General features: G+C 55.2%; 23 protein-coding genes. 9 read left to right on the top strand and 14 right to left on the bottom strand.

Annotated features, from left to right (window positions below; all coding sequences use genetic code 11):
- The first annotated feature begins 6 nt into the window (after positions 1-6).
- Positions 7-318: a hypothetical protein gene (locus ACR0MP_RS20165; protein ID WP_170451072.1), complete on the top strand. Its 312-nt coding sequence runs from the start codon at positions 7-9 to the stop codon at positions 316-318.
- Between the two features lie 20 nt (positions 319-338).
- Positions 339-938: an HdeD family acid-resistance protein gene (locus ACR0MP_RS20170; protein WP_480887702.1), complete on the top strand. Its 600-nt coding sequence runs from the start codon at positions 339-341 to the stop codon at positions 936-938.
- Between the two features lie 67 nt (positions 939-1,005).
- Here the strand turns inward: ACR0MP_RS20170 and ACR0MP_RS20175 are convergent, their stop codons facing one another.
- The 4 genes from ACR0MP_RS20175 to ACR0MP_RS20190 all read right to left on the bottom strand — a co-directional run bounded on the left by ACR0MP_RS20175 (position 1,006) and on the right by ACR0MP_RS20190 (position 3,893).
- Positions 1,006-1,503, bottom strand: a complete 498-nt coding sequence (locus tag ACR0MP_RS20175; protein ID WP_480887700.1) for a DUF6653 family protein — start codon at positions 1,501-1,503, stop codon at positions 1,006-1,008.
- A gap of 93 nt (positions 1,504-1,596) precedes the next feature.
- Positions 1,597-1,974, bottom strand: coding sequence for a nuclear transport factor 2 family protein (locus ACR0MP_RS20180; protein ID WP_480506371.1), 378 nt, complete (start codon positions 1,972-1,974; stop codon positions 1,597-1,599).
- Between the two features lie 39 nt (positions 1,975-2,013).
- Positions 2,014-2,943 (bottom strand): DMT family transporter, encoded by a 930-nt coding sequence (locus ACR0MP_RS20185; protein ID WP_480506372.1) that lies wholly within the window; start codon positions 2,941-2,943, stop codon positions 2,014-2,016.
- On the bottom strand, positions 2,943-3,893 hold the full coding sequence (locus tag ACR0MP_RS20190; protein WP_480537486.1) for a glutathione S-transferase family protein: 951 nt from the start codon (positions 3,891-3,893) through the stop codon (positions 2,943-2,945). The genes ACR0MP_RS20185 and ACR0MP_RS20190 overlap by 1 nt, the downstream gene beginning before the upstream one ends.
- Before the next feature lie 115 nt (positions 3,894-4,008).
- On the opposite strand from ACR0MP_RS20190, the gene ACR0MP_RS20195 reads away from it, so the two are divergent.
- Positions 4,009-4,929, top strand: a complete 921-nt coding sequence (locus tag ACR0MP_RS20195) for a LysR family transcriptional regulator (RefSeq protein ID WP_480489043.1) — start codon at positions 4,009-4,011, stop codon at positions 4,927-4,929.
- Positions 4,930-5,089: 160 nt separating this feature from the next.
- Here ACR0MP_RS20195 and ACR0MP_RS20200 read toward each other — a convergent pair whose 3' ends face one another.
- The 8 genes from ACR0MP_RS20200 to aptA form a co-directional block, all read right to left on the bottom strand.
- Positions 5,090-5,722 (bottom strand): tyrosine-type recombinase/integrase, encoded by a 633-nt coding sequence (locus ACR0MP_RS20200; protein ID WP_480887698.1) that lies wholly within the window; start codon positions 5,720-5,722, stop codon positions 5,090-5,092.
- A 231-nt stretch (positions 5,723-5,953) separates the two neighbouring features.
- Positions 5,954-6,364 (bottom strand): universal stress protein, encoded by a 411-nt coding sequence (locus ACR0MP_RS20205; RefSeq protein WP_480887696.1) that lies wholly within the window; start codon positions 6,362-6,364, stop codon positions 5,954-5,956.
- Between the two features lie 142 nt (positions 6,365-6,506).
- Entirely contained in the window at positions 6,507-7,799 is a 1,293-nt protein-coding gene (locus tag ACR0MP_RS20210; protein ID WP_480887695.1) for a TRAP transporter large permease, read from the bottom strand.
- The gene (locus ACR0MP_RS20215; RefSeq protein ID WP_480887693.1) at positions 7,796-8,410 is read right to left on the bottom strand and encodes a TRAP transporter small permease; all 615 of its coding nucleotides are present in this window, start codon (positions 8,408-8,410) and stop codon (positions 7,796-7,798) included. The genes ACR0MP_RS20210 and ACR0MP_RS20215 overlap by 4 nt, the downstream gene beginning before the upstream one ends.
- A gap of 70 nt (positions 8,411-8,480) precedes the next feature.
- A complete protein-coding gene (dctP, locus tag ACR0MP_RS20220; protein WP_480887794.1) occupies positions 8,481-9,470 on the bottom strand; it encodes a TRAP transporter substrate-binding protein DctP in 990 nt (329 codons plus the stop codon).
- A gap of 104 nt (positions 9,471-9,574) precedes the next feature.
- Positions 9,575-10,684 (bottom strand): alanine dehydrogenase, encoded by a 1,110-nt coding sequence (ald, locus tag ACR0MP_RS20225; RefSeq protein WP_480887692.1) that lies wholly within the window; start codon positions 10,682-10,684, stop codon positions 9,575-9,577.
- 25 nt (positions 10,685-10,709) lie between these two features.
- Entirely contained in the window at positions 10,710-12,221 is a 1,512-nt protein-coding gene (locus ACR0MP_RS20230) for a CoA-acylating methylmalonate-semialdehyde dehydrogenase (RefSeq protein ID WP_480887689.1), read from the bottom strand.
- Between the two features lie 34 nt (positions 12,222-12,255).
- The gene (gene aptA / locus ACR0MP_RS20235; RefSeq protein WP_480887688.1) at positions 12,256-13,578 is read right to left on the bottom strand and encodes an omega-aminotransferase AptA; all 1,323 of its coding nucleotides are present in this window, start codon (positions 13,576-13,578) and stop codon (positions 12,256-12,258) included.
- A gap of 156 nt (positions 13,579-13,734) precedes the next feature.
- Between aptA and ACR0MP_RS20240 the strand changes: the two genes are divergently transcribed.
- A complete protein-coding gene (locus ACR0MP_RS20240; RefSeq protein WP_170407628.1) occupies positions 13,735-14,289 on the top strand; it encodes a cupin domain-containing protein in 555 nt (184 codons plus the stop codon).
- Positions 14,290-14,763: 474 nt separating this feature from the next.
- On the opposite strand, the gene ACR0MP_RS20245 is transcribed toward ACR0MP_RS20240, so the two are convergent.
- Positions 14,764-15,783: an IS110 family RNA-guided transposase gene (locus ACR0MP_RS20245; RefSeq protein ID WP_480887686.1), complete on the bottom strand. Its 1,020-nt coding sequence runs from the start codon at positions 15,781-15,783 to the stop codon at positions 14,764-14,766.
- A gap of 395 nt (positions 15,784-16,178) precedes the next feature.
- On the opposite strand from ACR0MP_RS20245, the gene ACR0MP_RS20250 reads away from it, so the two are divergent.
- From ACR0MP_RS20250 to ACR0MP_RS20265, 4 genes are all read left to right on the top strand, one after another.
- Positions 16,179-17,753 (top strand): trypsin-like peptidase domain-containing protein, encoded by a 1,575-nt coding sequence (locus ACR0MP_RS20250; protein WP_480887683.1) that lies wholly within the window; start codon positions 16,179-16,181, stop codon positions 17,751-17,753.
- Between the two features lie 351 nt (positions 17,754-18,104).
- A complete protein-coding gene (locus ACR0MP_RS20255) occupies positions 18,105-18,968 on the top strand; it encodes a LysR family transcriptional regulator (protein WP_170403762.1) in 864 nt (287 codons plus the stop codon).
- A gap of 402 nt (positions 18,969-19,370) precedes the next feature.
- Positions 19,371-19,640 (top strand): hypothetical protein, encoded by a 270-nt coding sequence (locus ACR0MP_RS20260; protein WP_170403758.1) that lies wholly within the window; start codon positions 19,371-19,373, stop codon positions 19,638-19,640.
- Between the two features lie 252 nt (positions 19,641-19,892).
- Positions 19,893-20,444, top strand: coding sequence for a 2OG-Fe(II) oxygenase (locus ACR0MP_RS20265; RefSeq protein WP_480668037.1), 552 nt, complete (start codon positions 19,893-19,895; stop codon positions 20,442-20,444).
- 205 nt (positions 20,445-20,649) lie between these two features.
- Here ACR0MP_RS20265 and ACR0MP_RS20270 read toward each other — a convergent pair whose 3' ends face one another.
- The gene (locus ACR0MP_RS20270) at positions 20,650-21,960 is read right to left on the bottom strand and encodes an MFS transporter (RefSeq protein WP_480887676.1); all 1,311 of its coding nucleotides are present in this window, start codon (positions 21,958-21,960) and stop codon (positions 20,650-20,652) included.
- Between ACR0MP_RS20270 and ACR0MP_RS20275 the strand changes: the two genes are divergently transcribed.
- Entirely contained in the window at positions 21,925-22,305 is a 381-nt protein-coding gene (locus tag ACR0MP_RS20275) for a hypothetical protein (protein WP_480887675.1), read from the top strand. The genes ACR0MP_RS20270 and ACR0MP_RS20275 overlap by 36 nt on opposite strands.
- Positions 22,306-22,402 lie beyond the last annotated feature (97 nt).

Genomic DNA, 22,402 nt, shown 5'->3' on the forward strand with positions numbered 1-22,402 from the left:
TGAACCATGACAACATTTTCCGAATTCGTACAGAAAGCCAAAGACGACTATACCCGTGTCGAGGACGAGCTGAAATCGTTCGAACAGAAGGTCAAGGACGCGGGCGACGCGACCGACAAGTGGACCCAGGAGCAGGTGACAAAGCTGCAATCCGATCTGCAGGAAGCAAAAGACAAGGTCACTGACCTTGCCGATCGCATCCAGAAAGAAGGCGAAGACGCTGTGACGGACGCGCATGATCAGGCGAAGAACCATTGGGAAGCCTTGCACGCCGCCGTTGCCGCCTATCGCGATCATCTCGACAAGTCGGTCGCCTGACCCTAATCCTGGAGGTCGACATGACTGATTCAGTTAATGAAACCGTGCCGAAACCCGCGCTCATGGAAGAGGCCGCCGGTTGGCAGCCTCGACCGGTCTGGCTGATTGTGCTCGGCGTCGCCATGCTCTGTGTAGGGCTGTGCGCCGTAGCCTTCCCGCTGATGTCCACGCTGGCCGTCGAAGCCTTTGTCGGCGTGGTCGTGCTGGGCGGAGGCATCGTCACAGCGATTCAGGCATTTGCGGAAAAGGCCTGGAAAGGGTTCTTCTGGCTGTTGGCCATCGGTGTACTGAACGCGCTTGCGGGGCTTATTCTGTTGCTTGATCCGTTCGGCGGCGTTCTGGCACTGACCATTGCGCTTGGCGCGGTCTTTCTGGCCGAAGGCGTGTTGCGGATCGTAATTGCCATTCGGTCTCGTCAGGAGCGATCTATGGCGCTTATGATTGCGTCTGGCGCGATGGCCATTCTGCTTGGCGGCCTGATCCTGACCGGTTTCGTCAATGGCTCGTCCCTTGTTCTGCTGGGGGTTCTTGCTGGCTTGAACCTGATATTCGCCGGTGTGTCCCTGATGTCTTTGGGCCTGTCGCAGCGGTCCTTGGCGCATGGGCGCTCAGAAACTTAAGAGTGTCCCGGCGGACCCGGAATGGCAGGGGCATCTGATGCTCCTGCATTCTGATTTCACAGCGCCGCTATTTTCCTTGCCCGGTGCTCGCCGCTCGGGTGTCTTCAAACAGCCAGACCATGCGGTCCAGAAACCACAGTTTGCTACCCATAGTCAGCAGCAGCCCCAAGAGCGTTGGCCAGATTTGCAGTTGCCAAAGACCCCAGACCAAGGGGCCGATACCAACCGCACTACCAGCGGCCAGAATAAGAGGCACCCAGCGATGCCTTGCAGGGATTGGCGATTTCGCCCGCGCAAGCCAAATCCGTTCCCAAAGCACTCCCTTTGACATCCAGTTATCCGCGTTGCCCGTTTTGCTGAAGGCGCGCGGGTTCCACCATGTCCAGAAGACAACAATCCCGATTGGAACAAGGCACCACCAGCCCAGCCAAACCCGGCTCCAAAAGGCAAGAACGAACAGGGGAGGGATGCTCAGGCGGCTCCAGCCGCTCCACGGGTTTGTGTGCCGGTCCCAGACGTCGTCGGACATCGTCATGAGCTGTTCCAGAATGCTGCGATCGGTCATCGAACCCTCTTCCGAAGCTGGATCGCAATTATGGCCGTTTCTGTCTGTGTCGGCCAGAGCGGCAGGCAATGCGCGCCGCCCTGACCAGGGGCGTCAAAGACCCGAGATATCCACATACACTCGGTATTCCGCGATCCTATCCTCGCGAAAGTTGAACCTTGCAGCAAAGCGCACGTCGTGTGTGCTTTGATCCTTGCGCGTATAGTGTACGGTGCCGTCGCAGAACGCGGTATCGCCGCTGGACCAGATGCCGGTGATGGTATGTTGCATACCCTGGATCGTGGCAAAGAAATCCGCGTTCGCGGCTTGCACGGCTATGCACCCGTCAATCTGTTCAAAATTGCCAAGCTGGAATTGCACGTCTTCGGTGACATGCTCAACAACGCCCGCTTCGTCGAGCGCGTCAACCGCGGTATAAAGGGACGCGATCCGGGGCGCGTGGGCCGCTGTGGTGGGGGCAGTGATTTGCATGTTTTGGTTTCCTTTTCTGTTTGAAAGTTATCGGTGGGTCTAAGTCTGGTTGGCCTGTGACCCTCGATGCAGGACCGTTGGGAGTTTCAGGTGACCGTTGGTGACGGCTAGCCCAAGGAACAGGATTGCGAGGGACCCCAGCAGCCCAAGGCCAAGAGGTTCCCGAAAGACAATTGCCCCGATTGCGATGCCGGAAAGCGTGGCAAAATAGCCGACCTGGGCGAACCCAACGCCATCCGTGCGCCGCTGTACTTCGAAGGTCAGCGCATAGCTGAGCGCAGTGATGGATCCGATGCCGAAGATTGCGCCAAGCAGGGCAGGGGGCACCGAGACGTCGCTGATTGTGGTGCCGCGTCCCAGTATTAGGGCGGAAATCAGCAACAGCTGTGACAGAAGCGTTCCGGTCGCCAGCCCCAACGGATCGCCGCCGGGCGGGTAGGCATAGCTGCGAAAGACGTTGCCGCAGGCCAGAAACAAGGGCCCCAAAAGCGACAGGGCAATCCACGCCGGCTCGACTCCCGACAGGTCAAACCCACCCATGGTGGCAAGGCTGACCCCGGCAAGGCCGATCAGAATACCAACCAGGCGGTGCAACGGCAGCATCCTGCGCGCGATCAGTGCCGTTATCGCAAAGGTAAACAGCGGTGACAGCGTGACGAGGGCGGAATAGAACCCAAGGCTCACATGCTCCAGCACCAGAAACCCGATCACAGCGGGGCCGCTGACACCGAAAACTCCGGCGCCGACATAATAGGGAATGTGCCGCGCGTTGAGCGCCACGCGCTTCTGCGACAGCAAACACAACGCCAACAGCGCGATGCTGGCCAGCAAAACCTGCCAGAACAAAGCGGTCAGAGCTGATATTCCTGCCATCGAGACGAATTTGGACAAAGTGAAACTGACCCCCACCAGGACACCGATGGCCAAGATCAGCGCGGATACAGGGGATCTTCTGACAATATCAGGCATCACGCGGCCCCCATTTCCGGCACATCGGTTAAGCGCAGAGAAGCCGGGCCGATCGGGATAATTCCGCTGGGGTTGATGTGCCGATGGCTGAGGAAGTAGTGCTGACGGATATGGGCCATGTCCACAGTGTCAGCCACGCCCGGCAACCGCATGATGTCGGCCAGATAGCGGGACAGGGCAACATAGTCGCTGATGCGTTTGTAGTCGGTCTTGAAGTGGGTCACATAGACCGGGTCAAACCGCAGAAGTGTCGGAAACAGCTTCAGGTCAACCTCTGTCAGCACGTCTCCGGCTAGGAACCGGCGTTGGCCAAGCGTTTCTTCAATCGCGTCGAGGCAGGCAAAGAGCGCCGTTACGGCCTCGCCATACGCGATCTGGCTGGTTGCAAACCCGGCGCGATAGACGCCTTCGCGGATCGGTGACTGAATTTGTTCGGCGATCCGGTCGATTTCGTCGCAAAGATGGGACGGGCGAAGATCGGGTCCCGCAGCATCGAGAAATTCCGTCTGAAGCATGCGCATGATCTCGGCCGATTCGGTGCTGACGATCCGGCCCGTAACCTTGTCCAGTAGCACAGGCACGCTGATCGGACCCGTGTAATCCGGCTTGGCGTGCTGATAGACTTCGTAAAGGAAGCGGGTGCGTTCTACACCGCTTTGATCGTTGAACAGCGTCTGGTCGATGACCCAGCCGTTTTCCGACATGACCGGGTCCATCCATGTGATGCTGAACGCATTGCGTAAGCCTTTCAAAGTTAGAATCAGATCGATGCCATGACACCAGGGGCAGGCTTTGGACAGGTAAAGGTGGTACCGGCAGGGCGTGTTCGGAAACGCGGCGCCCGGTTGCACGCTGATGTGGCTCGTGAATGGGCTTTGCAGGCGGTGAAAACGACCGTCCGAGGCGAGCGGTCTGTCACGCAGAACTCCGTTGATAAGCATCATGGGCATGGCAGCCTCCGGCGTTAACAGGACATGCAGATACCTATTAGGCTTTCTATTTGATGATAATCGTGTGAATTTGAAACTTATAGGTGAGAAAAATTCGCCCAAAGGATCGCAAAACATGACTGAAATTAGCGCTATCCCCGTTTTTGTTGCTGTGGCGGACCATGGCGGGTTCGCAGCCGCCGCCCGGCATCTGGGTCTTACAAAATCAGCGGTCAGCAAGCGGATCGGCGTGCTGGAGGCCCATCTGGGAACGCAGCTCTTTCATCGGTCGACGCGGTCCATTTCCCTTACCGAGGCGGGCGAAATCTATCTGGCCCACGCGGCGCAGGCGCTTGACGCAGCGCAGGACGCCGAAGACGCAGTTGCGGCGTTGCAGGGGCAACCGGTTGGATTACTAAGGCTCAGTACACCCATGTCCTTTGGACAACTGCATGTTGCACCTATGATTGCTGCATTCCTCAGGCAATATCCGGGGATCAGAATTGACCTGACGATGGATGACAAATTTGTCGATCTCGTCGAAGGGGGCATCGACGTGGCTTTACGCGCCGGAACGTTGCCGAACTCGGCCCTGATCGCACGCAAACTCGCCCCGATCCACAGCGTGATTGTCGCTGCGCCGGATTATCTTGCGCAGTCCGGAACGCCAGAGATACCCGAGGATCTTCTGTCACACACCTGCCTTCACTACGCCTATTCGCGCGACGCTTCGGAATGGCGCTTAGCCGGTCCCGCGGGCGACGTGCGCGTTCAGACATCCGGTGTTCTGCGCGTAAACAATAGTGAGGCCCTGTGCACCGCGCTGCTTGACGGGCTTGGCATAGGTCGCCTGCCGACCTTTATCGCCGGAGCCCACCTGTCTAGTGGCCGTCTGGTCAGGGTGCTGCCCGACTATCGTCTGCCTGAACAGGCGTTGTACGCCGTCTTTCCTGAACGAAAGCACATGCCAGCGAAAGTTCGCGCGTTTTTGGATTTCGTCGTGGAACGCATCGGGCACGACGCACCCTATTGGGATTTGGATGCAGGTCCGCTTTAGGGACAAGGGCCGATGATACTCTAACATTAAACCTGGACCGACCAAGAACACCCAAAGTGCGGGGCAGTCCGGCAATGTCTTCTTCGGGGAATGCTGTAGTGCAGAGTCGGATATTCTTGAACGGCTGGATTGGGCCGCTAACGAAAGCGGCCCATAGTAGTCAGATTTCAATGGCCTCTGCTAAGGCAAGTGCATCCTCAAGCTCAACACCGAGATACCGAACGGTACTGTCCATCTTAGTATGCCCAAGCAAGAGTTGTACCGCGCGCAGATTGCCTGTCTTCTTGTAAATTTGAGTGACCTTTGTCCGCCGCATTGAATGCGTGCCATATGCGCTTGCTTCCAAACCTATAGACGTGACCCAATCACGCACGATCCGCGCATACTGGCGCGTTGAAATGTGCAAACGCTCATGGAAACGCCCTGGCCAAAGGTATTCCGACCCAACCATGAGTTCGTCTTCCATCCACTTCTCGACGGAGGTCCGAGTTCCTTCAGAAATTTCGAAGCGGACCGGTTTCTGAGTTTTACTTTGCAGCACCGAAGCCCGCTCCTTGATCTGACCAGAGGCCATGATGTCAATGACTTTCATCTTCACCAAGTCACAGCCGCGCAACTTGCTGTCGATGGCCATATTGAAGAGAGCGAGGTCGCGATGGTTCTCTGCGAGCTCCAATCTTACTCGAATTGCCCAGACGAGTTTGGGTTTTAACGGCCGTTTTTGACCGACGATGCGTCCCTTGTTCCAAGCTGGGCGAAGCGCGCGAATGGCAGGTAAGTTTGGTGTTTCCATAACTGATCCTCCTTTCCGCCATTCCCGCCCACAACGACAACCCGACGTTGACGAAAGAGGATATCACAGGATGGCGCGTTGCCGCCGAGGTCGGCCGCGAGTCCTACCTCCCGAATGCCGCAAAGTGAAACTCTTTTAGGTACGCCAAAATTAGACCTTGGTCACCGTGAGACGTGCTTATCACCGCAGATTTCACTGGGCAAAGTTACTAACATGTTGCGGGTGCCAGCGTCACAGACGGAGTACATGCACCGAACACTGAGCATGGCGAACAACGAGAGCAGCCGTGGAACCCAAAAAGAACTCTTTCATCCCAGGTTTGTGTGAAGCGAGGACGATACAGTCGATGCCGTGTTTGTTGGCGTATTCGGTGATTGCGCGACCCGCCGATTGGCTCTCGATCAGGATAGACGACACTTCTGTCTCACTTGTTAGGCGCTCGGCCAAGCGCGCCTTTGCTTTTTGGAGAGATTTTTCTGCAATCCCTTCGTCCATATAGTACATTATCTGTCTGTTTGGGGGCTCATGAATATGCGCGGCAGTGATTTTTCCACCTTCGGATACAAGGGCATGTGCCGCCGCAAGTGCGTGTTCACTGATGCCATGCTCCAGGGACAGCGCGACTAGAATATTTTCGTACATATTAAACCTCCGTATTTAGGTTTTCAGTTTTCTTCTGCGGAACTGGCCTCTCCCACTCCATCTTTAGGAGGGCGCTCAGGCACCCCAGCCGTAAGGTTGGGGTGCGTGCTATTTCGTCTTGGGCTTTTGCGCTTTCTTGCCACTACCGGCTGAGCAGGAGATCAGGCAGGAACAGGGCCAACTCTGGGACAAAAGTCGTCAGCATCAGCGTTGGAAGCCATGCAAAGACGATGAAGATCAATGTCGGCCACAGCATGCGCGAAACCGGTTCATCACAGACCTGAGCTCCAAGGTAAAGCAGCGGCGCAGTTGGTGGAGTGATGTTCGCCATACCCAGATTCACACCAATTACTGCCGCGAAATGGATCGGATCCATGCCAGTGCTCTGCGCGATGGGCAGCAAGATCGGTGTCGCCAAAAGCAGACCCGAGATATCGTCCATCAGCATCCCGATCAGGATCAAAACGATGTTGATCATCAACAGAACCACAATCGGATTATCCGATACCGAATAGACCATCTGCTTTGCAAGCTGTGGCGCGCCCTGCGCGATCAGGTTGTCCGACACGATCAGAACCATGAAGATCATGACCATGACAACACCGATTGTTACACCTGAGTTCTGAATGGTCTGAGCCAAGGTCTTCCAGGTCAAACCGCGGTAGAAGTAGATTGCGATCGGGATCGAGTAGACAACGGCTATACCGGCGGCTTCTGTTGGTGTCATGATGCCGCCATAGATCCCACCTAGAATGATAAGAGGCATCATTAGTGCCGGCCCAGCCAGACGCGTCTGGACACCAAATGTCGGCAAAAACGGCTTGGGACGCTCCGTCAAGTTAATGTCGTCGTATTTCCTCAGCATGAACTGATTGACCACAATTAGTAGTGTGATCAGGATGAACGCGGGCAGAACCGTAGACAGAAAGCACTTCAGAACGTGTTGCTGCGCAACCCAGCCATAAAGGATCATCGTGGAACTTGGCGGGATCAAAAGCCCCAGCGGACTTGCAGCTACGATCAGTGCCGCTGATTGCCCGCCCGGATAGTTGGCCTTTTTCAGGTGGGGCATCATGATGCCACCAATGCAAGTCAGTGTAGCATTCGCACTACCAGAGATAGAGCCGAAAACCCCGCAGGCCAATACTCCAGCGGCGCTGAGCCCACCTTTAATATGGCCAATGAACATTTCAGCCAACGAGACAAGTGGCGCTGCAATCTTGCCTTTCTCCATGATGCCGCCAGCGATCATGAACAGCGGGATCGCCAGAAGTACGAGGGAACGAATGCCCGTGGAGCCGGTCGGCAAGTAGCCGGTGATTGATTGATCTCCGACCATGGCGATGAAAATCAAGACCGCTCCAAACGCCACATAGACGCTAACGCCCAACAGCAGCATTAGGCAGACAATTAGGAGACTTCCTCCTATGATCATTGGGTTTCTCCTTTACGCATTTCTGATCTCAGGGGAAGACCGAGCCCCTTGCGGATATGCACGTACAGATAAGCAGCCGTGAACGTTGCCATGAAACCAAAGGCAATCATGATAAAAATCCGCCAGCTCACAAACGGAATTCGCAGCACCGGGGTCGCGCGCAACCGTGGAAATGAGAAGTCATCGAGCAGCGAAACATAGCACGCGTACATGAGGAACAAGATCACCAGTACCTCAATCAAAAGGACGATGAACCCACGCCACCAAATCAATCTGGGGTTTTGGATCACGATGCCAAGAATATCTGCGTTGATATGCAGATTGCGCGCGGAGGCCAGGACGGCTCCTGCAAAAAAGCCAATGATACTGATCCCCAGAAGCCATTCTTCATAGGCAAATAGATCGCCACCAAATCCATACCGGATGACAACAACAGCCCCAAACGTGAACGCCATCAAAAAGCCGGAAAACATGACGATCTGTCTCATGACAAAAGCCACTGCTTTCAATGGATACCCGACCACGATTGGCAGTTCGTCGGTGATTTTTTGCGAAGTCTTGTTCTCTGCGCTTTCGACGACCAATGGACGGTCAGCTTCTGAGTTAGACATCTTTCTCCCTCCCTTTGTTGAGCCAAAGACAAAGAAGGGCCAACTGATGTGCTGGCCCTTCTTTTAGTGTTTATTGTTGTTCTTTAGCTGCCAGCAGCCGGTCGATGATGTCCTGACCTACGTTTTGAGCCATCGAAGGCCAGACCGTCTCCTGGACATGTGCGGCCATTGCAGCCTGCTCTTCGTCGTTCAGGCGCAGGATGGTGTATCCTTTGTCCAGCAGTTTCTGACCGAACACTTCGTCATTCTCGCGGTTGTAAGCAAAGAAGTCTTCGGAGGCTTTGGTCATCGCCGCCTGCAGCACCGCGCGCTGCTCGTCATTCAGCTTGTCGAGCGTCCGTTGCGAGGCGTAAAATGTCGTGAGTTCCGAGATCGAGTTATACTCGACAAAGTGGGTCCCAACATCCGATTTGGCGAAGATGGAATAGGTTGCTGTCTTTGTGCAGCAGATTGCGCCATCTACGATACCGGCCTGAAGTGCCGGGAAGATGTCGCCCCAAGCCATGGTTGTCGCCTGGTAGCCCAGCTCTTCAACCATCGACTTTACTACGCTGGACGACCAAACACGAATGTTCATGCCCTTGTCGTCAAAGTTGCTCCAGTTCTCCGGCTCTTGCGAAGCAACGATACCGATGAACCCTTCAGGGTTCTGCGCCATCACAGTCACACCATATTCGTCGGTGATCTCCTGCAGGATGGTGTTGAACTCGGAATCCATGTTGAGCAGGGTGCTCTGCATGTCATCCCAACCGCCCAACAGGAACGGCATGGACAAAAACTCAAGGCGCGGGTCGGTATCGGCATAGATAAACGCCGAGGCCAGATCGATATTGCCGCGTGCAACATCTTCGAACAGCGCCTCACCCGAACCCAGTTGGTTTGCCGGGAATACTTCGATATTCAGGCCGACGTCTGCTGCCGCGACATCCGCTGCGACCTGCTCCATCATTTTCGTGCCCTGATGGTCAATCGGGAACACGCCGGCAAATCGCAGCGTCATGTCTTCTGCTGCGGCTGCCGTTGAGAGTGCGGTTGCAGCGATCAAAGCGGCACCACCCATCGCGCCGAGGGCGCGGCGGTTTATCTTCGTAATCATTAAGGTTTCCTCCTCAGTGGTGTGTGTCCCGCCGCAATACGCGCGGCGGGACATTTCTTTGCTTCAATTCAGCAAAGTTCCGGGGCGACGAACTCGTACCCGAGATCATCGGCCACAGCCTTGTATGTCACCTTGCCGTGGGCCACGTTCAGGCCGTTCATCAGGTGACGATTATCCGCAAGCGCTTGCTTCCAGCCATGGTTGGCAATAGCCAGAGCGTGCGGGAGCGTGACGTTGTTCAGCGCGTAGGTCGACGTTCGGGCGACTGCGCCCGGCATGTTGGCGACGCAATAGTGAACAACATCGTCGACAACATAGGTGGGCTCTGCGTGAGTGGTGGCTTTGGACGTTTCGAAGCAGCCGCCCTGATCGATCGCCACGTCCACGACCACCGCACCGGGTTTCATTTTCGAGATCAACTCGCGCGTGACCAGCTTGGGCGCCGCAGCACCCGGGATCAGAACCGCGCCGACGACCAGATCGGCAATGGTAACTTCTTCCTCTAGAGCAGCTTTGGTAGAGTAGACGACCTTGGCCGACGCCTCGAAATGGTTTTCCAGCTTTTCCAGAACCACCGGGTTGCGATCCAGAATGGTGACATCCGCGTGGAGGCCAACCGCCATTTGAGCTGCGTTGAACCCGACCACGCCACCGCCGATAACGACAACCTTGCCGGGCTTCACGCCGGGCACGCCGCCCAGCAATACACCCAGACCGCCTTTGGCTTTCTCCAACGCGCTGGCCCCGGCCTGGATCGACATACGGCCTGCGACCTGGCTCATCGGTTTCAGCAGTGGCAGACCGCCATTGTCGTCGGTGACGGTCTCATAGGCGATGCAGACTGCGCCCGAGTTGACCAGATCTTTGGTCTGCTCCGGATCGGGGGCCAGATGCAGATATGTATAGAGGATCTGACCTTCCCGCAGCATGGCGCGCTCAACGGCCTGAGGTTCCTTCACTTTCACGATCATTTCGGCATTGGCGAAAATATCGGCTGCTGTTTCAGCAATCTCGGCACCAGCGGCACGATAGGCATCGTCGTCCGCGCCGATGCCAACACCGGCATTGGTTTCCACCACAACATTATGCCCGTGCGACACCAATTCTGCGACACTTTCAGGGGTCAGGCCGACCCGATATTCATGGTTCTTGATTTCCTTGGGAACACCAATGAACATGTCCTTCACTCCTTGGATCGGATGATCATTTTGCTGTTGGCATGACGAACTCGGCACCTTCCGAGATGCTTTCGGGCCAGCGCTGCATGATGGATTTCTGCTTGGTGTAGAAACGAACACCCTCTTCGCCATAGGCGTGCATGTCGCCGAACAGGCTTTTCTTCCAACCGCCAAAGCCGTGCCAGGCCATCGGAACCGGGATCGGAACGTTGACGCCGACCATGCCAACCTGAACCTGCTTGCCGAACTCACGCGCAACATTGCCGTCACGTGTGAACAGAGCTACGCCGTTGCCGAACTCGTGGTCATTGATCAGTTGCAGGCCTTCCGCGAAACTCGAGACGCGGACGGAGGACAGAACCGGGCCGAAGATCTCTTCCTTGTAGATCTTCATGTCGGGGGTGACGTTGTCGAACAGGGTGCCACCCAGGAAAAAGCCTTCCTCATGCCCTTCGACCGTGTAGTCGCGGCCATCGACCAGCAGGTCAGCACCTTCTGCAACGCCAGAGTCGATGTAACCCTTGATCCGGTCACGCGCAGCGGCCGTAACGATCGGGCCCATCTCGGCATCCAGCTCAAGGCCATTCTTGACCTTCAGGGTTTCGGCGCGCTCTTTCAGAACCGGGATAAGTTTGTCGGCAGCATCGCCAACCAGCAGAGCAACCGAGATCGCCATGCAGCGCTCTCCGGCTGAGCCATAAGCCGCGCCGATTAGTGCGTCGGCGGCTTTGTTCATATTGGCGTCAGGCATCACCAGCATGTGGTTCTTTGCGCCACCCAGGGCCTGAACCCGTTTGCCGTGCCGCGCACCAACCTCGTAGATGTAGTTCGCAATCGGGGTCGAACCGACAAAGGACACGGCCTTGACGTCGTCGTTCTCCAACAGTGCATCCACGGCGACCTTGTCACCTTGCACGACGTTGAACACGCCATCAGGGAAACCGGCTTTCTGCATCAGATCCGCGTAAAGCAGCGCTGCGGACGGATCGGTCGGCGACGGCTTCAGGATAAAGGTATTGCCTGCGGCGATGGCGATCGGGAACATCCACATCGGCACCATGACCGGGAAGTTGAAGGGAGTAATCCCGGCGACAACACCCAACGCCTGACGCGTTGTCCAATTGTCCATGCCCGTGGAGACCTGCTCCGTGTAATCACCCTTGAGGAGTTGCGGAATGCCGCAGGCAAACTCGATGATGTCGATGCCGCGCTCAACTTCGCCCTGCGCGTCGGTGAAAACCTTGCCGTGTTCGACAGTGATGGCGCGGGCCAGATCGTCCTTGTGCTCGCGCACCAGCGCCAGGAAGTTGTTCATCAGGCGGGCGCGGCGGATTGGCGGTGTGTTCGACCACTTCGGGAACGATGCTTTTGCCGCGGCCACTGCGTCGTCGACTGTCTGGACGTTCGCCAGCGACACCGCGCCGGTTTGTGCCCCGGTTGCGGGGTTGAATACCGGCTGGGTCTTTTCACCGGATGGAGCAGCGATTTGGCCATTAATGTAGTGGCCGATCAAAGCGATCGGGGATGCATCTTTCATGATGTCAGTCCTTTTTGGGGTTGGAAGTCAGGGGTTATGGCAGGTCAGCCAATACCTCTCCAAGTGTTTGACAGAGTGTCGTAATTTCAGGTTCCGAGATGATCAGCGGCGGCGACAGGGCGATGATGTCACCGGTGACCCGGATCATTAGACCGGCGTCCCAGGCCCGTTTCATCGCATCATAGCCCCTTGTCCCTGGCGCGCCCTCTTGTGGTGCAAGCTCGATTGCGCCCACCAGTCCCAGATTGCGAATGTCGATGACATTTGGCAGGCCTTTGAGGCCGTGAAGCTGATCCTCCCAAGGCCCCGACAGCAACGCTGCGCGGCGGAACAGATCGTTCTGCTTGTAACTTTCCAGTGTCGCCAGAGCTGCAGCGCAAGACACCGGGTTGGCCGAGTAGGTATAGCCGTGGAACAACTCAATCGGCGCATCGGCGTTTTCCATCGCCGAGTTATAAATCGCATCGGAAACGACGACAGCCCCCATTGGGATGACACCGTTGGTTAGGCCTTTTGCCGTCGTTATGATGTCCGGCTTCACATCGAAATACTCCGATGCAGTCGCGGCACCCAAACGACCAAAGGCGGTGATGACCTCGTCGAATATCAGCAGAATTCCATGCCGGTCACAAATTTCCCGTAACCGCTTTAGGTATCCTTTCGGCGGCAGAAGCACACCGGTGGACCCGGCCATCGGCTCAACGATCACGGCTGCAACGGTCGACGCATCGTGAAGCGCGACCAACCGTTCCAGATCGTCCGCAAGTTCTGCCCCATGTTGCGGGCATCCACGTGAGAACGCGTTTTTCTCCAGATCATGGGTATGGCGCAGGTGATCGACACCGGTGAGAAGCGTGCCAAAATGCATACGATTCTTAACAATACCGCCGACCGAGATTCCGCCGAAGCCGGTGCCGTGGTAGCCGCGCTCTCGCCCGATCAAACGGGTGCGGGCCCCGTCACCGCGCATCCGGTGATAATGCAGCGCAATCTTGAGCGCCGTATCAACGGACTCGGAGCCAGAGTTGGTGAAAAAGGCGTGATTCATTCCCTCAGGCATCACCGCCGTCAGCTTCGCCGACAACTCAAACGCCTGAGGGTGGGAGAACTGGAAATTAGGCGCATAGTCCAACTCATGCACCTGCCTCTGTACCGCTTCGACGATCAGTGGATCACGATGACCTGCGTTGACGCACCACAGTCCGGCGGTACCATCCATGACCTTTCGGCCATCAGAACTGGTGTAATACATCCCGTTGGCCGACTGGATCATTCGGGGCTCGCGAAGGAAATCACGATTGGCCGAAAACGGCATCCAAAACGATGACATTGTGTTGGGTTGATCAAGCACGTTCATTCCTCGTGAGGCAGATTTTCATTTGATGCCAAATCTTTGCAGAGTTCAGGCATTCCGCACACCCGGCTTTGTGGGAATCTGTAAGTTGTTGAAAAACAGACCGTGCTCACATAAAGTGCTTTCGATCAAAAGCGAGAAATCACTGAGGTAACGGTTTTGTCATCAGATTTGGAAACGGCTCGTCGCCTGAAACTGATTCGTACCTCAAAGGGTCTCAGCCAGCGTGAGATGGCCAAGCGTGCTGGAGTTGGTAGCGGGACAATTTCTCAAATCGAAAGCGGATCGACCCAACCCTCTGTTGCTTTGCTCAAGAAGATTCTGGCGGGCGTTGATATCAATCTGGGGTTCTTTTTTAGTTTTGAACTCAAAAATGAAGACAGCTTTTACTTTCCCCATGGAACCATGCGCGATCTTGGGTCACCTGGGGTATCCTATTTGTTGGTTGCAGGTGAGCGCCGAGACAGGAAACTACAGATGTTGATTGAGGAGTACGAAGTAGGTGCAGACTCGGGTCGAGCTGAACTGTCTCACGAAGGTGAGGAATGCGCTGTTGTGATAGAAGGACGGCTGGAAGTCACGGTAGACGGGCAGTCCAGGGTCTTGGGTCCAGGAGATGCGTATTACTTTTCGAGTATTCTGCCACACAGGTTTCGGAATGCCGGTGATACGCCCTGCAAAGTCATTAGTGCGTGCACTCCTTCGTCGTTCTGACTGAAACACAAGCACTCTTCTGTGAGTGCTTCAATAGTTCGCGGGTTGGTCAAATTCGATAACCAACTCAGAATGTGGAAATGAAATCGACATTCGCGATCAGGAGCCAATTGTCGCCTTTCTCGCGCGATCCCCGACGGGGGGCTTTTTAGATTTCGCGCTTGCAGCGAATGGCCGGAATGCGGGCTGCGGCTGCAGAAATCCAACAGGGTGCTCAAAGTCTTCTGTGGGTGGCTCCTGCATTGCAAGAGTTTTTTGGCGATTTCTGCGGTCGCTTTTGTCAGTACTGTCGTCTGTCCGGCCTGTTTGTGCGGCGGTGTTCCGCTGGCCCTGATGAATTCCGCGAGCGAGGTTCCAATCGGCTTATCGACCTAAAAATAGGGCCGCAGACCTTGCCGGAGTGTCCTTGCTCTTGGTTGACTTACTTCCGCATCATCACTTCAACGTCTTGCATCTCGTGGGCAGTTGGCGCGGTCAGAACGCAGGCCGCCGGTATTCCTGTTTCTTCGTGAGCATCGCCCAGATGGCCCGCGCCGCTTTGTTTGCCATGGCGACTGTTGCCAGCCGGAACGGTTTGTCGGCAATGATCTTGGCTGTCCAGAGATCAACCTTCTCTGGCGAACGTTTCGCCATCACAGCGCGAGACGTCATGCCCACGACCAGCAACTTGCGAATGTAGCGATCACCCTGCTTCGTGATCTTGCCCAGACGTTCCTTGCCGCCGCTGGATTTATTGAGAGGGGTCAACCCCAGCCATGCCGCCAGATCGCGCCCTGTCCGAAACTGATGCGCGTCACCGATTGTGGCGACAATCGCCGATGCCGTGACCGGCCCAATTCCAGGCATGCGCATTAATCGACGTGCATCTGCGTTCAGCAGGGCGTGTTGTTCGATCATCTTCGAACAGCCGTCGATGCGCGCGTTCAAGCCGATGAGCTGATAGCACTGGATACCAAGCATGCCGTTGGCGATCTCCGGCATCTCTGGTTGGTCGCCATCAAGGTGACGCTTTGCAAAAGCCGTGATTGCTTCGATCCCAATCGGCAAAATATGCCCAAACTCGCGCAAAAGGCTACGGATCATGTTGGCCAGCTGCGTGCGCTGCCGGACTGCTAAGTCCCGGGTGCGATGGATCGACAATATAGCCTGTTGATCTTCAGTCTTGATCTCAACAAACCGCATGGTCGGGCGACGGACCGCTTCACAGATTGCCTCAGCATCAACAGCATCGTTCTTCCCGCGCTTCACGTAGGGTTTGACGTATCCGGCGGGCATGAGCTTCACATCATGGCCAAGCTTGCGCAGCTGTCGGCCCCAGCGATGAGACGAGCCGCAGGCTTCCATCCCGACCCTGCAGGGTGGGAGCGTTTCAAAGAAGCGGAGCAGCTTTGCGCGTTTGATGGCCTTGTTGAAAATCACTCGGCCGTTCTCCGAAATGCCGTGAACTTGAAAAACATCCTTGGCCAGATCCAGGCCTACGGTCTTTACTGTCATTGGGTGGCTCCTTTCCTAGCAGTCGATGACAACTGCACTTTGGCACATTCGATGCCGGTGGAGCAGGAGCCACCCACCTCATCCGGTTTGGGCCGTCTGCTGGCCCTGTCGCTGAAACTGTGTTGCACTCGAGATCAACTGTGAGCCTAGCCTGTGAATTCGAATTTCTCGCTTGGTACAGCCGCAGTACCAGAAGTGTTGCAAACGTTAAGTATGGTCACTGCTGCTCGTGCAGAAGGAACGTCTATCAAGTCGGAGTTGAGTCGGACAAATGGGCTTGTGATCTACAACTTGACGATCTGGTCACGCGATCCATTTGATTACCAGAGTAGCTGTGGCGGCTTCATAGCCGCGCGTGATAAACTGCTTGCAACGCATAAGATCAGAGATGAACCATGCGGCTACCTGACAAGAGCGATACGGAATATGGAACGGGCAATGTCCGGGCATTTCTGGAAAGCCTGACCGGCCCGTCTCGCGGAACCGTTACCTGGCTTGTCGGTACCGCTTTGTCCGCTTCATTAGGTCAAGACCGTTTCCTGAAGATAAGGCGGAAAAAGGATGTACCCCCACATGACGAAGATGTGGCGACCTTTCAATGGTCGCAAGGTAGTTACAATCTAAACGCATTGCCCGGTCGGGATATCTGGGTCAATGGTCAAAAAACTGCTTCGGCAGTTCTTAGGCATGGCGACATGATAGAGTTTGGTGAAGAGGGACCCATGTCGCGCTATCGGGTATGTGAGGTCTCATTCCCAGCGCATCACACGGTCGAAGACATAATAAGTGACGCTTATGTGTATGCGCGCTCCAGCCGACGACCCTTCGCCAGAAAAATGTCCGGTGCGCTGCGCGAAGGCGGGCGTCGGCTGACATCACAAACCACGGTTTTGTTCAGGGTTACCGTTATCGGTGTGCTTCTTCTGATCTTTGCCTTTGGCTATTTGCTTTTTCAGAACGATCGGAAGCTGGCGGACAGCCTTAAACAGGAGTCTCTCAAGATCGAGGCGGTTGCTGTCATGCTTACGCAGACGCGAGAAGATGCGCTGACGGCGGATGATCTGGTCGTGCTCAGAGAAGCGTTTGACAACCAGGTGATTTCCACCGAGCAGCGCCTTGGCACTTTGGAAGAACGCGCTGGTGCGTCAAGGCGAGTTATCACAGCCTCGACGCACTCTATTGCCTTTATCCAAGGGGCCTACGGATTGCGTCAAACCGAAAGCGGCAAATTGCTGCGGCATGTGCTTGGCCCGGACGGGGAGAACCTAAAAACTCCATTCGGAAAACCATGGATTGAGCCAGATGCGGCAGGCGCGCCGGCAGAATTTCAGTTCACCGGAACCGGGTTTCTATTGCAGGACACCTCTCTTTTGGTGACCAACCGTCATGTCGCCTTGCCCTGGACGACCGGGGATCGGGCGCAGGCCCTGAAGGCAGCAGGGCTTGAAGCCGAAATACTTAGTCTGCTGGCTTATCTGCCAGAACAATCCGAGCCAATGGAAGCGGTATTGCTTAGGGCAAGCAAAACGGCCGATCTGGCGCTTCTGTCCGTTGATGCGAACCGTGTTCAAGGGCTTGGGCTTACACTGGCACCTGACCCGCCGCGTGCAGGTGAAGAAGTTTTCCTGCTTGGATTTCCGACTGGCCTTAAGGCCTTGATTGTGCAGGCTGGGCCGGGTTTTCTGAAAACGCTTGAGAGCGATGGCACCGTCGAATTCTGGACGATTGCAAAAAATCTTTCAGAGCAGAACAAGATCAGGCCTCTGGCCAGCCGGGGGATCGTCGCCCAGACCAGTCCCGGTGCCGTCGTTTATGATGCTGAAACCACAACCGGCGGAAGCGGCGGACCTGCCCTGAACCGAAACGGCGAGGTGGTGGCTATCAATGCCGCGATCTTACCTGAATTTGGCGGCTCCAACATCGGTGTTCCTGTATCGCATCTCAAAGTGCTTCTGGAGGAAATCCGGTAGCAGCCACTGGGGCGAAACTCTCGCTGGCTGTTGCCATCGACAGAGATAGCGCAGAACTGTACCAGTTCTGCGCTTAGCTACGGTCTAAACATTGAACTCCCTGATATGGATCGGGAACGCAGGCCAATTCGTTCCCGATCAGGTGAGGCAGGTCGTGTAGCATGAAAGATGCTTCGCGCTGCCGGGAGCCGTTCTTCGACACTCACTTCGAGATGGGGGACTCTGAGACCCAGGGGTCGCAACCGAACAGCGGCAGCAGTTTCATGCTACGAGCCAAATCTGCCACATACTGTTTTAGTTGAATAGCGAAATTGCTTCATGCATTATATTTGAAAATCGAATAGATACCCCATGGATATTGAACTCGCGCGAACATTTCTGGCGATTGTCGAAACGGGCAGTTTTCTGGAGGCTGCCAACAAGGTTTACGTCACGCAATCAACAGTGAGCATGCGTATTCGGTCACTCGAACAACAGCTTGGACGACCAGTGTTCGAGCGCGGAAAATCGGGTGCTACACTTACTCCGGCCGGGCACCGCTTTCATAAACACGCGCAGGCACTTGTCAGGTGCTGGACACAGGCCCGGATCGACGCCTCCCTGCCTGATGCGGTGGAAGCTGCTCTGGAAATCGGTGCTGTGCCCAGTTTGTGGGACGGGTTCCTGATCGACGCGATGCCAGAGTTTATGCAAGCGTTTCCGAATGTGGCGGTTCACGGGTCTACGGTTTCAACTGAAACACTGCTAAGCCAAACGACTGCGGGCGCGCTGGATTTGGCTGTGATGTATGATCCGCGAAACACTGTCGGGCTGACCGCAATGCAGTTGTTCGAAGATGATTTCGTACTCGTAAGCAGCGATTTTGATACCTCGCGAAGCCCATTTGAAGAAAACTATGTTCTAATCGACTGGGGGCCGGAGTTCCGTGCCGATCACCTGCTGAACTTTCCGGAAATTCCGACGCCAATGTTGCAGCTTGGCATTGGAACTCTTGGCCTGAACTACTTGAAAGCCCAGCCGGGAGCCGGATTTTTCCCCTGGCGGGTAGTAGCGCAGGAAGTCGAAACCGGTTGGTTGAAGGTGATTGAGGATGCTCCTCGGTTTGCTTATGCCGCCTATGCTGTTTTTGCAGACGATGATCCTGAAAGCCTCCCCTGCAAGGCCGCCCAGCTATTGAGTGCCTTTGCAAAAGAACAGTTTCCCGTCACGGCCTGAGATGGCGGACTACTCACGGCTTACCATGTAGAAGGCGAATGGTCAGTTTTCGGAAGCCTCCAGGGCTTCGGTCGCTGCGGGCTGCATTTTGCCAGACTCGAACATTAGACCTGCAGTAATCACGACCATCAAAACGCCGCCCATGACGGCCCAGTACCTCCAACCAAAAGACCTGTGCAAACGCATTTCTCTCTCCACGGCCATCCATCGAGACCAGATCAGTATAAGGAGGAATAAAAGTCTGCCAAATCGAAAGGATTGACACTCAAAGAGACAATATACTGAAAACAAACATCTATTCAGATCATCGATAGCACAGTTGAGAAAAAATCATAAGGTTTGGCACTCCGAAAACGAAGATTGATCCCCTAAAATATCGAAGCAGAGGGAAAGGAGGTTTCGATGGATAGGCGTTGGATTAATCGCGTTACCGAACACATAAGGCGTTTCATTGCGTCACAACGGTTCGGGATCGTGAAGCATTCGGCAGCAAAACAGCAGGATTTGCAAAGCCCACAAGATTGGGACGATGCCGCCGAGATATGGGACCCGTCCGAATTCGACCCGGAAAAAGAAAACCGGGAACGACGTTTGCGCCCGAGCGATTACGAATGGGACACAACCGGCGAACTTCCTTGGCGCGGGCACAATCACCGATTCAAAGGAGGCTGAGGGAAATCCAAGGCCTGAACATTGGATATTACAGTCACAGGTGACGCAATACTCGCGTCCCCTGATCCCGCATCGCATACCGTTTGGGATCCGAGCGCACCGAAGAGGAATTCCCGCTCCGGATAGCATGACCGAAAACATTTGAGATTATGGAAAAAAATTACGTCGCTTTCGGCCTCTTAGGTCGAAAACAGCGCAGCGCCTTCTGTGTGTTTTGGCAAAATCCAGTACCAATCAAAAACGGTGTACAGAATGCTGGAAGTTCATTCGATTCCCGGTGCATTTACCGCGCGGGAATGTGAGCAAATTGTTGCTGCATCACAAAAAGCCCCGGCGAACGAGGCTCTGCTTGTCGGGCAAAACAAGGATCACAATCTGCGCAGAGCGGATGTGACTTGGCTGGACGACGTCGACGGCTCTGATTGGGTGATGTCACGCCTGATCAATCTGGTTCGTCGCTCCAACACCAGCAAGTTTGCCTTTGATCTTCGCGAGTTCGCGGAAAGCCCGCAGATTGCCTGCTACAAAGGATCAGATGGTGGTCATTTTGCGTGGCATTCCGATATTGGCGACGGGCCCGTTGCCCAAAAAAGAAAGCTGTCTATGGTCGTACAGCTCAGCAAACCCGGGATGTACGACGGCGGTGACTTGGAGATTATGCCGGGCGCTTATGCTGTAACGGCCAGCCGGCATCAGGGGAGCGCGACCATCTTTCCAAGCTTTTTGTTGCATCAAGTGACACCGGTTGAGAATGGTGATCGGTATTCGTTGACGGTCTGGGCACATGGCCCGGCGTTTCGCTAACGTTTTCCGTACTCGTTTAATTTAGAGTCCGAGACTACAAGGCTAACGATTCCTTTCGTGTAGGAAACAGAGTCGAAAGTGTTAGGCTTGCCTTTAACATATTCGCTGAAATGGCATTTCCTGTGGTCCAACGTCTCTGCGAAATCCTGGAATCCGCACGGTACTGACGCCTGAGTTGCTTTGGTGACTCAATGGCTGGCCTCTATTATGTATCCGTCGGTAAGCGACTGGCGACTGATTTTTCATGGATTAAGTTTGGCAGGCTCACCATATCAGAAGCAACTTTGCCAGCTGCCTTTGAAGTACTTTCGACAGATATGCGTGTCTGACCCAACCGGGGGTGCAGCTTACGAGCCAGAATCCACGTCCAAAGCAAACCTGCGCCACCCGCGGCGAACACGCCAGAGAGCGGTGCTACGAGAAGAACCAGCCAGGCGGCACCAGGTGTAATAATACCCGAAACATCGCGAAAGCTCGCGTAAATTGCTGACATCTCAGTTCGTTCGGAAGGTTTGACTGCGAGAAGGAACGGCAAACCTGCGGAAACATCGAGCAAGATCAGGAAAATCGAGCCCATCATTAAGAACGCGATTGTGACTTCAGGGATTCCGAATGGAACTCCAGCAAAAAGAAATAGCAGCCCGGACATGAGGAATCCGGTTCTGACTGCTGCGCGCACCGAACTGCGCTGCATAAACCTAAGCATCAGCGGGGTGCAAAACAGGGCGGCATTGGAAAACGATAAAGCAATCCCTCCAAGCTGGCTGCCTAGCCCGTTCTGAACCGCATAGATGGGCAGATATACGACATAAATCCACCACCCGCAGGAACGAACGACTGCGAATACCCATCCGGCAACCAATCGCGGTTGCGCAAAAAACCTCCCGAAATAGGCGAACGGATTTGCGGGAGCGCATTGGCTTCTGGTGATGAGTCTGCCGTTTCCGAGGCGCATAACAAGAAAGATGAGCAGCATGACAATCGCTGCACCGGCTGCAATCAGGAACGGTGCAGGTTGCCACCACTCGTACAATATCGCGCCAAGTGCAGGGCCAGCCGTCCAACCCAGCGCACTGTAGAAAAGCCGAGATGTCTCAAAACGTCCCAGTTCAATCCTGGCAACATGGTCGAGCACATAGGCGTTGAAGCACACAAATGTCGTCACAACGGCGAAAGTCGTGAGTGCAAGCCCCGCAATAACGGTAGCAGGGGTCGCAACGGTCGTCACAACCGCACCCGCGACGTACGAAAGAGTGCCGAATACATAGACCCATCTCCTTGGGACAAACCGGATCAGGTAGGGAACCAGAAAACCGATCAAGAGTGAAACTGTGCCAATGGCGAAATAAATTTCGGATACAAATCGCGCATCCTTCAGCGCGTTGTATATCGCTACCGGAAAAACAGAGATCAAAATACCCCTGGCAATCGCCTCTGATCCCGCCAGAATGGCGAATCCCCGCACGCTGGGTGCTGGCGCATGGCGAAGCCATTCTGGTATTCGGCGTTCATGCATGAGAAGTGCTCAATAGACTGGGAATCAGTCAAACCTGTTTCCTCATTTTTTCTCTCCTGGCAGCGACCCGATGTCGTTTTTGCTAATCGTGTAAGTTACAAAAATTCCATAACTGAATTTCGTTTTTTCTTTTTGGGAACCCGCTTCGCTGGCGTTCAATTTTCAACGCTGATTACAGCGAAGGGATTGCTTGAACTCGGGCTGGATTTTCGAATGGAGCATTGCGACCATCAATTTGGAAAAGAATGCTGGCAGGGTGGTCAGCATTTCAGCGGGTTGGTCGGTGGTTGCATCGCCATAAACGAAACGAGGCCGCCCGAAGGCGACCCCGTCCATATGCACTAAGGCTTCAGCAGCTTACATCATGCCGCCCATGCCGCCCATGTCGGGCATGCCGCCGGCAGGTGCCGCGCCTTCTTTGGCGGGCTTATCGGCAACCATT

Source organism: Ruegeria sp. K3 (genome assembly GCF_056531845.1).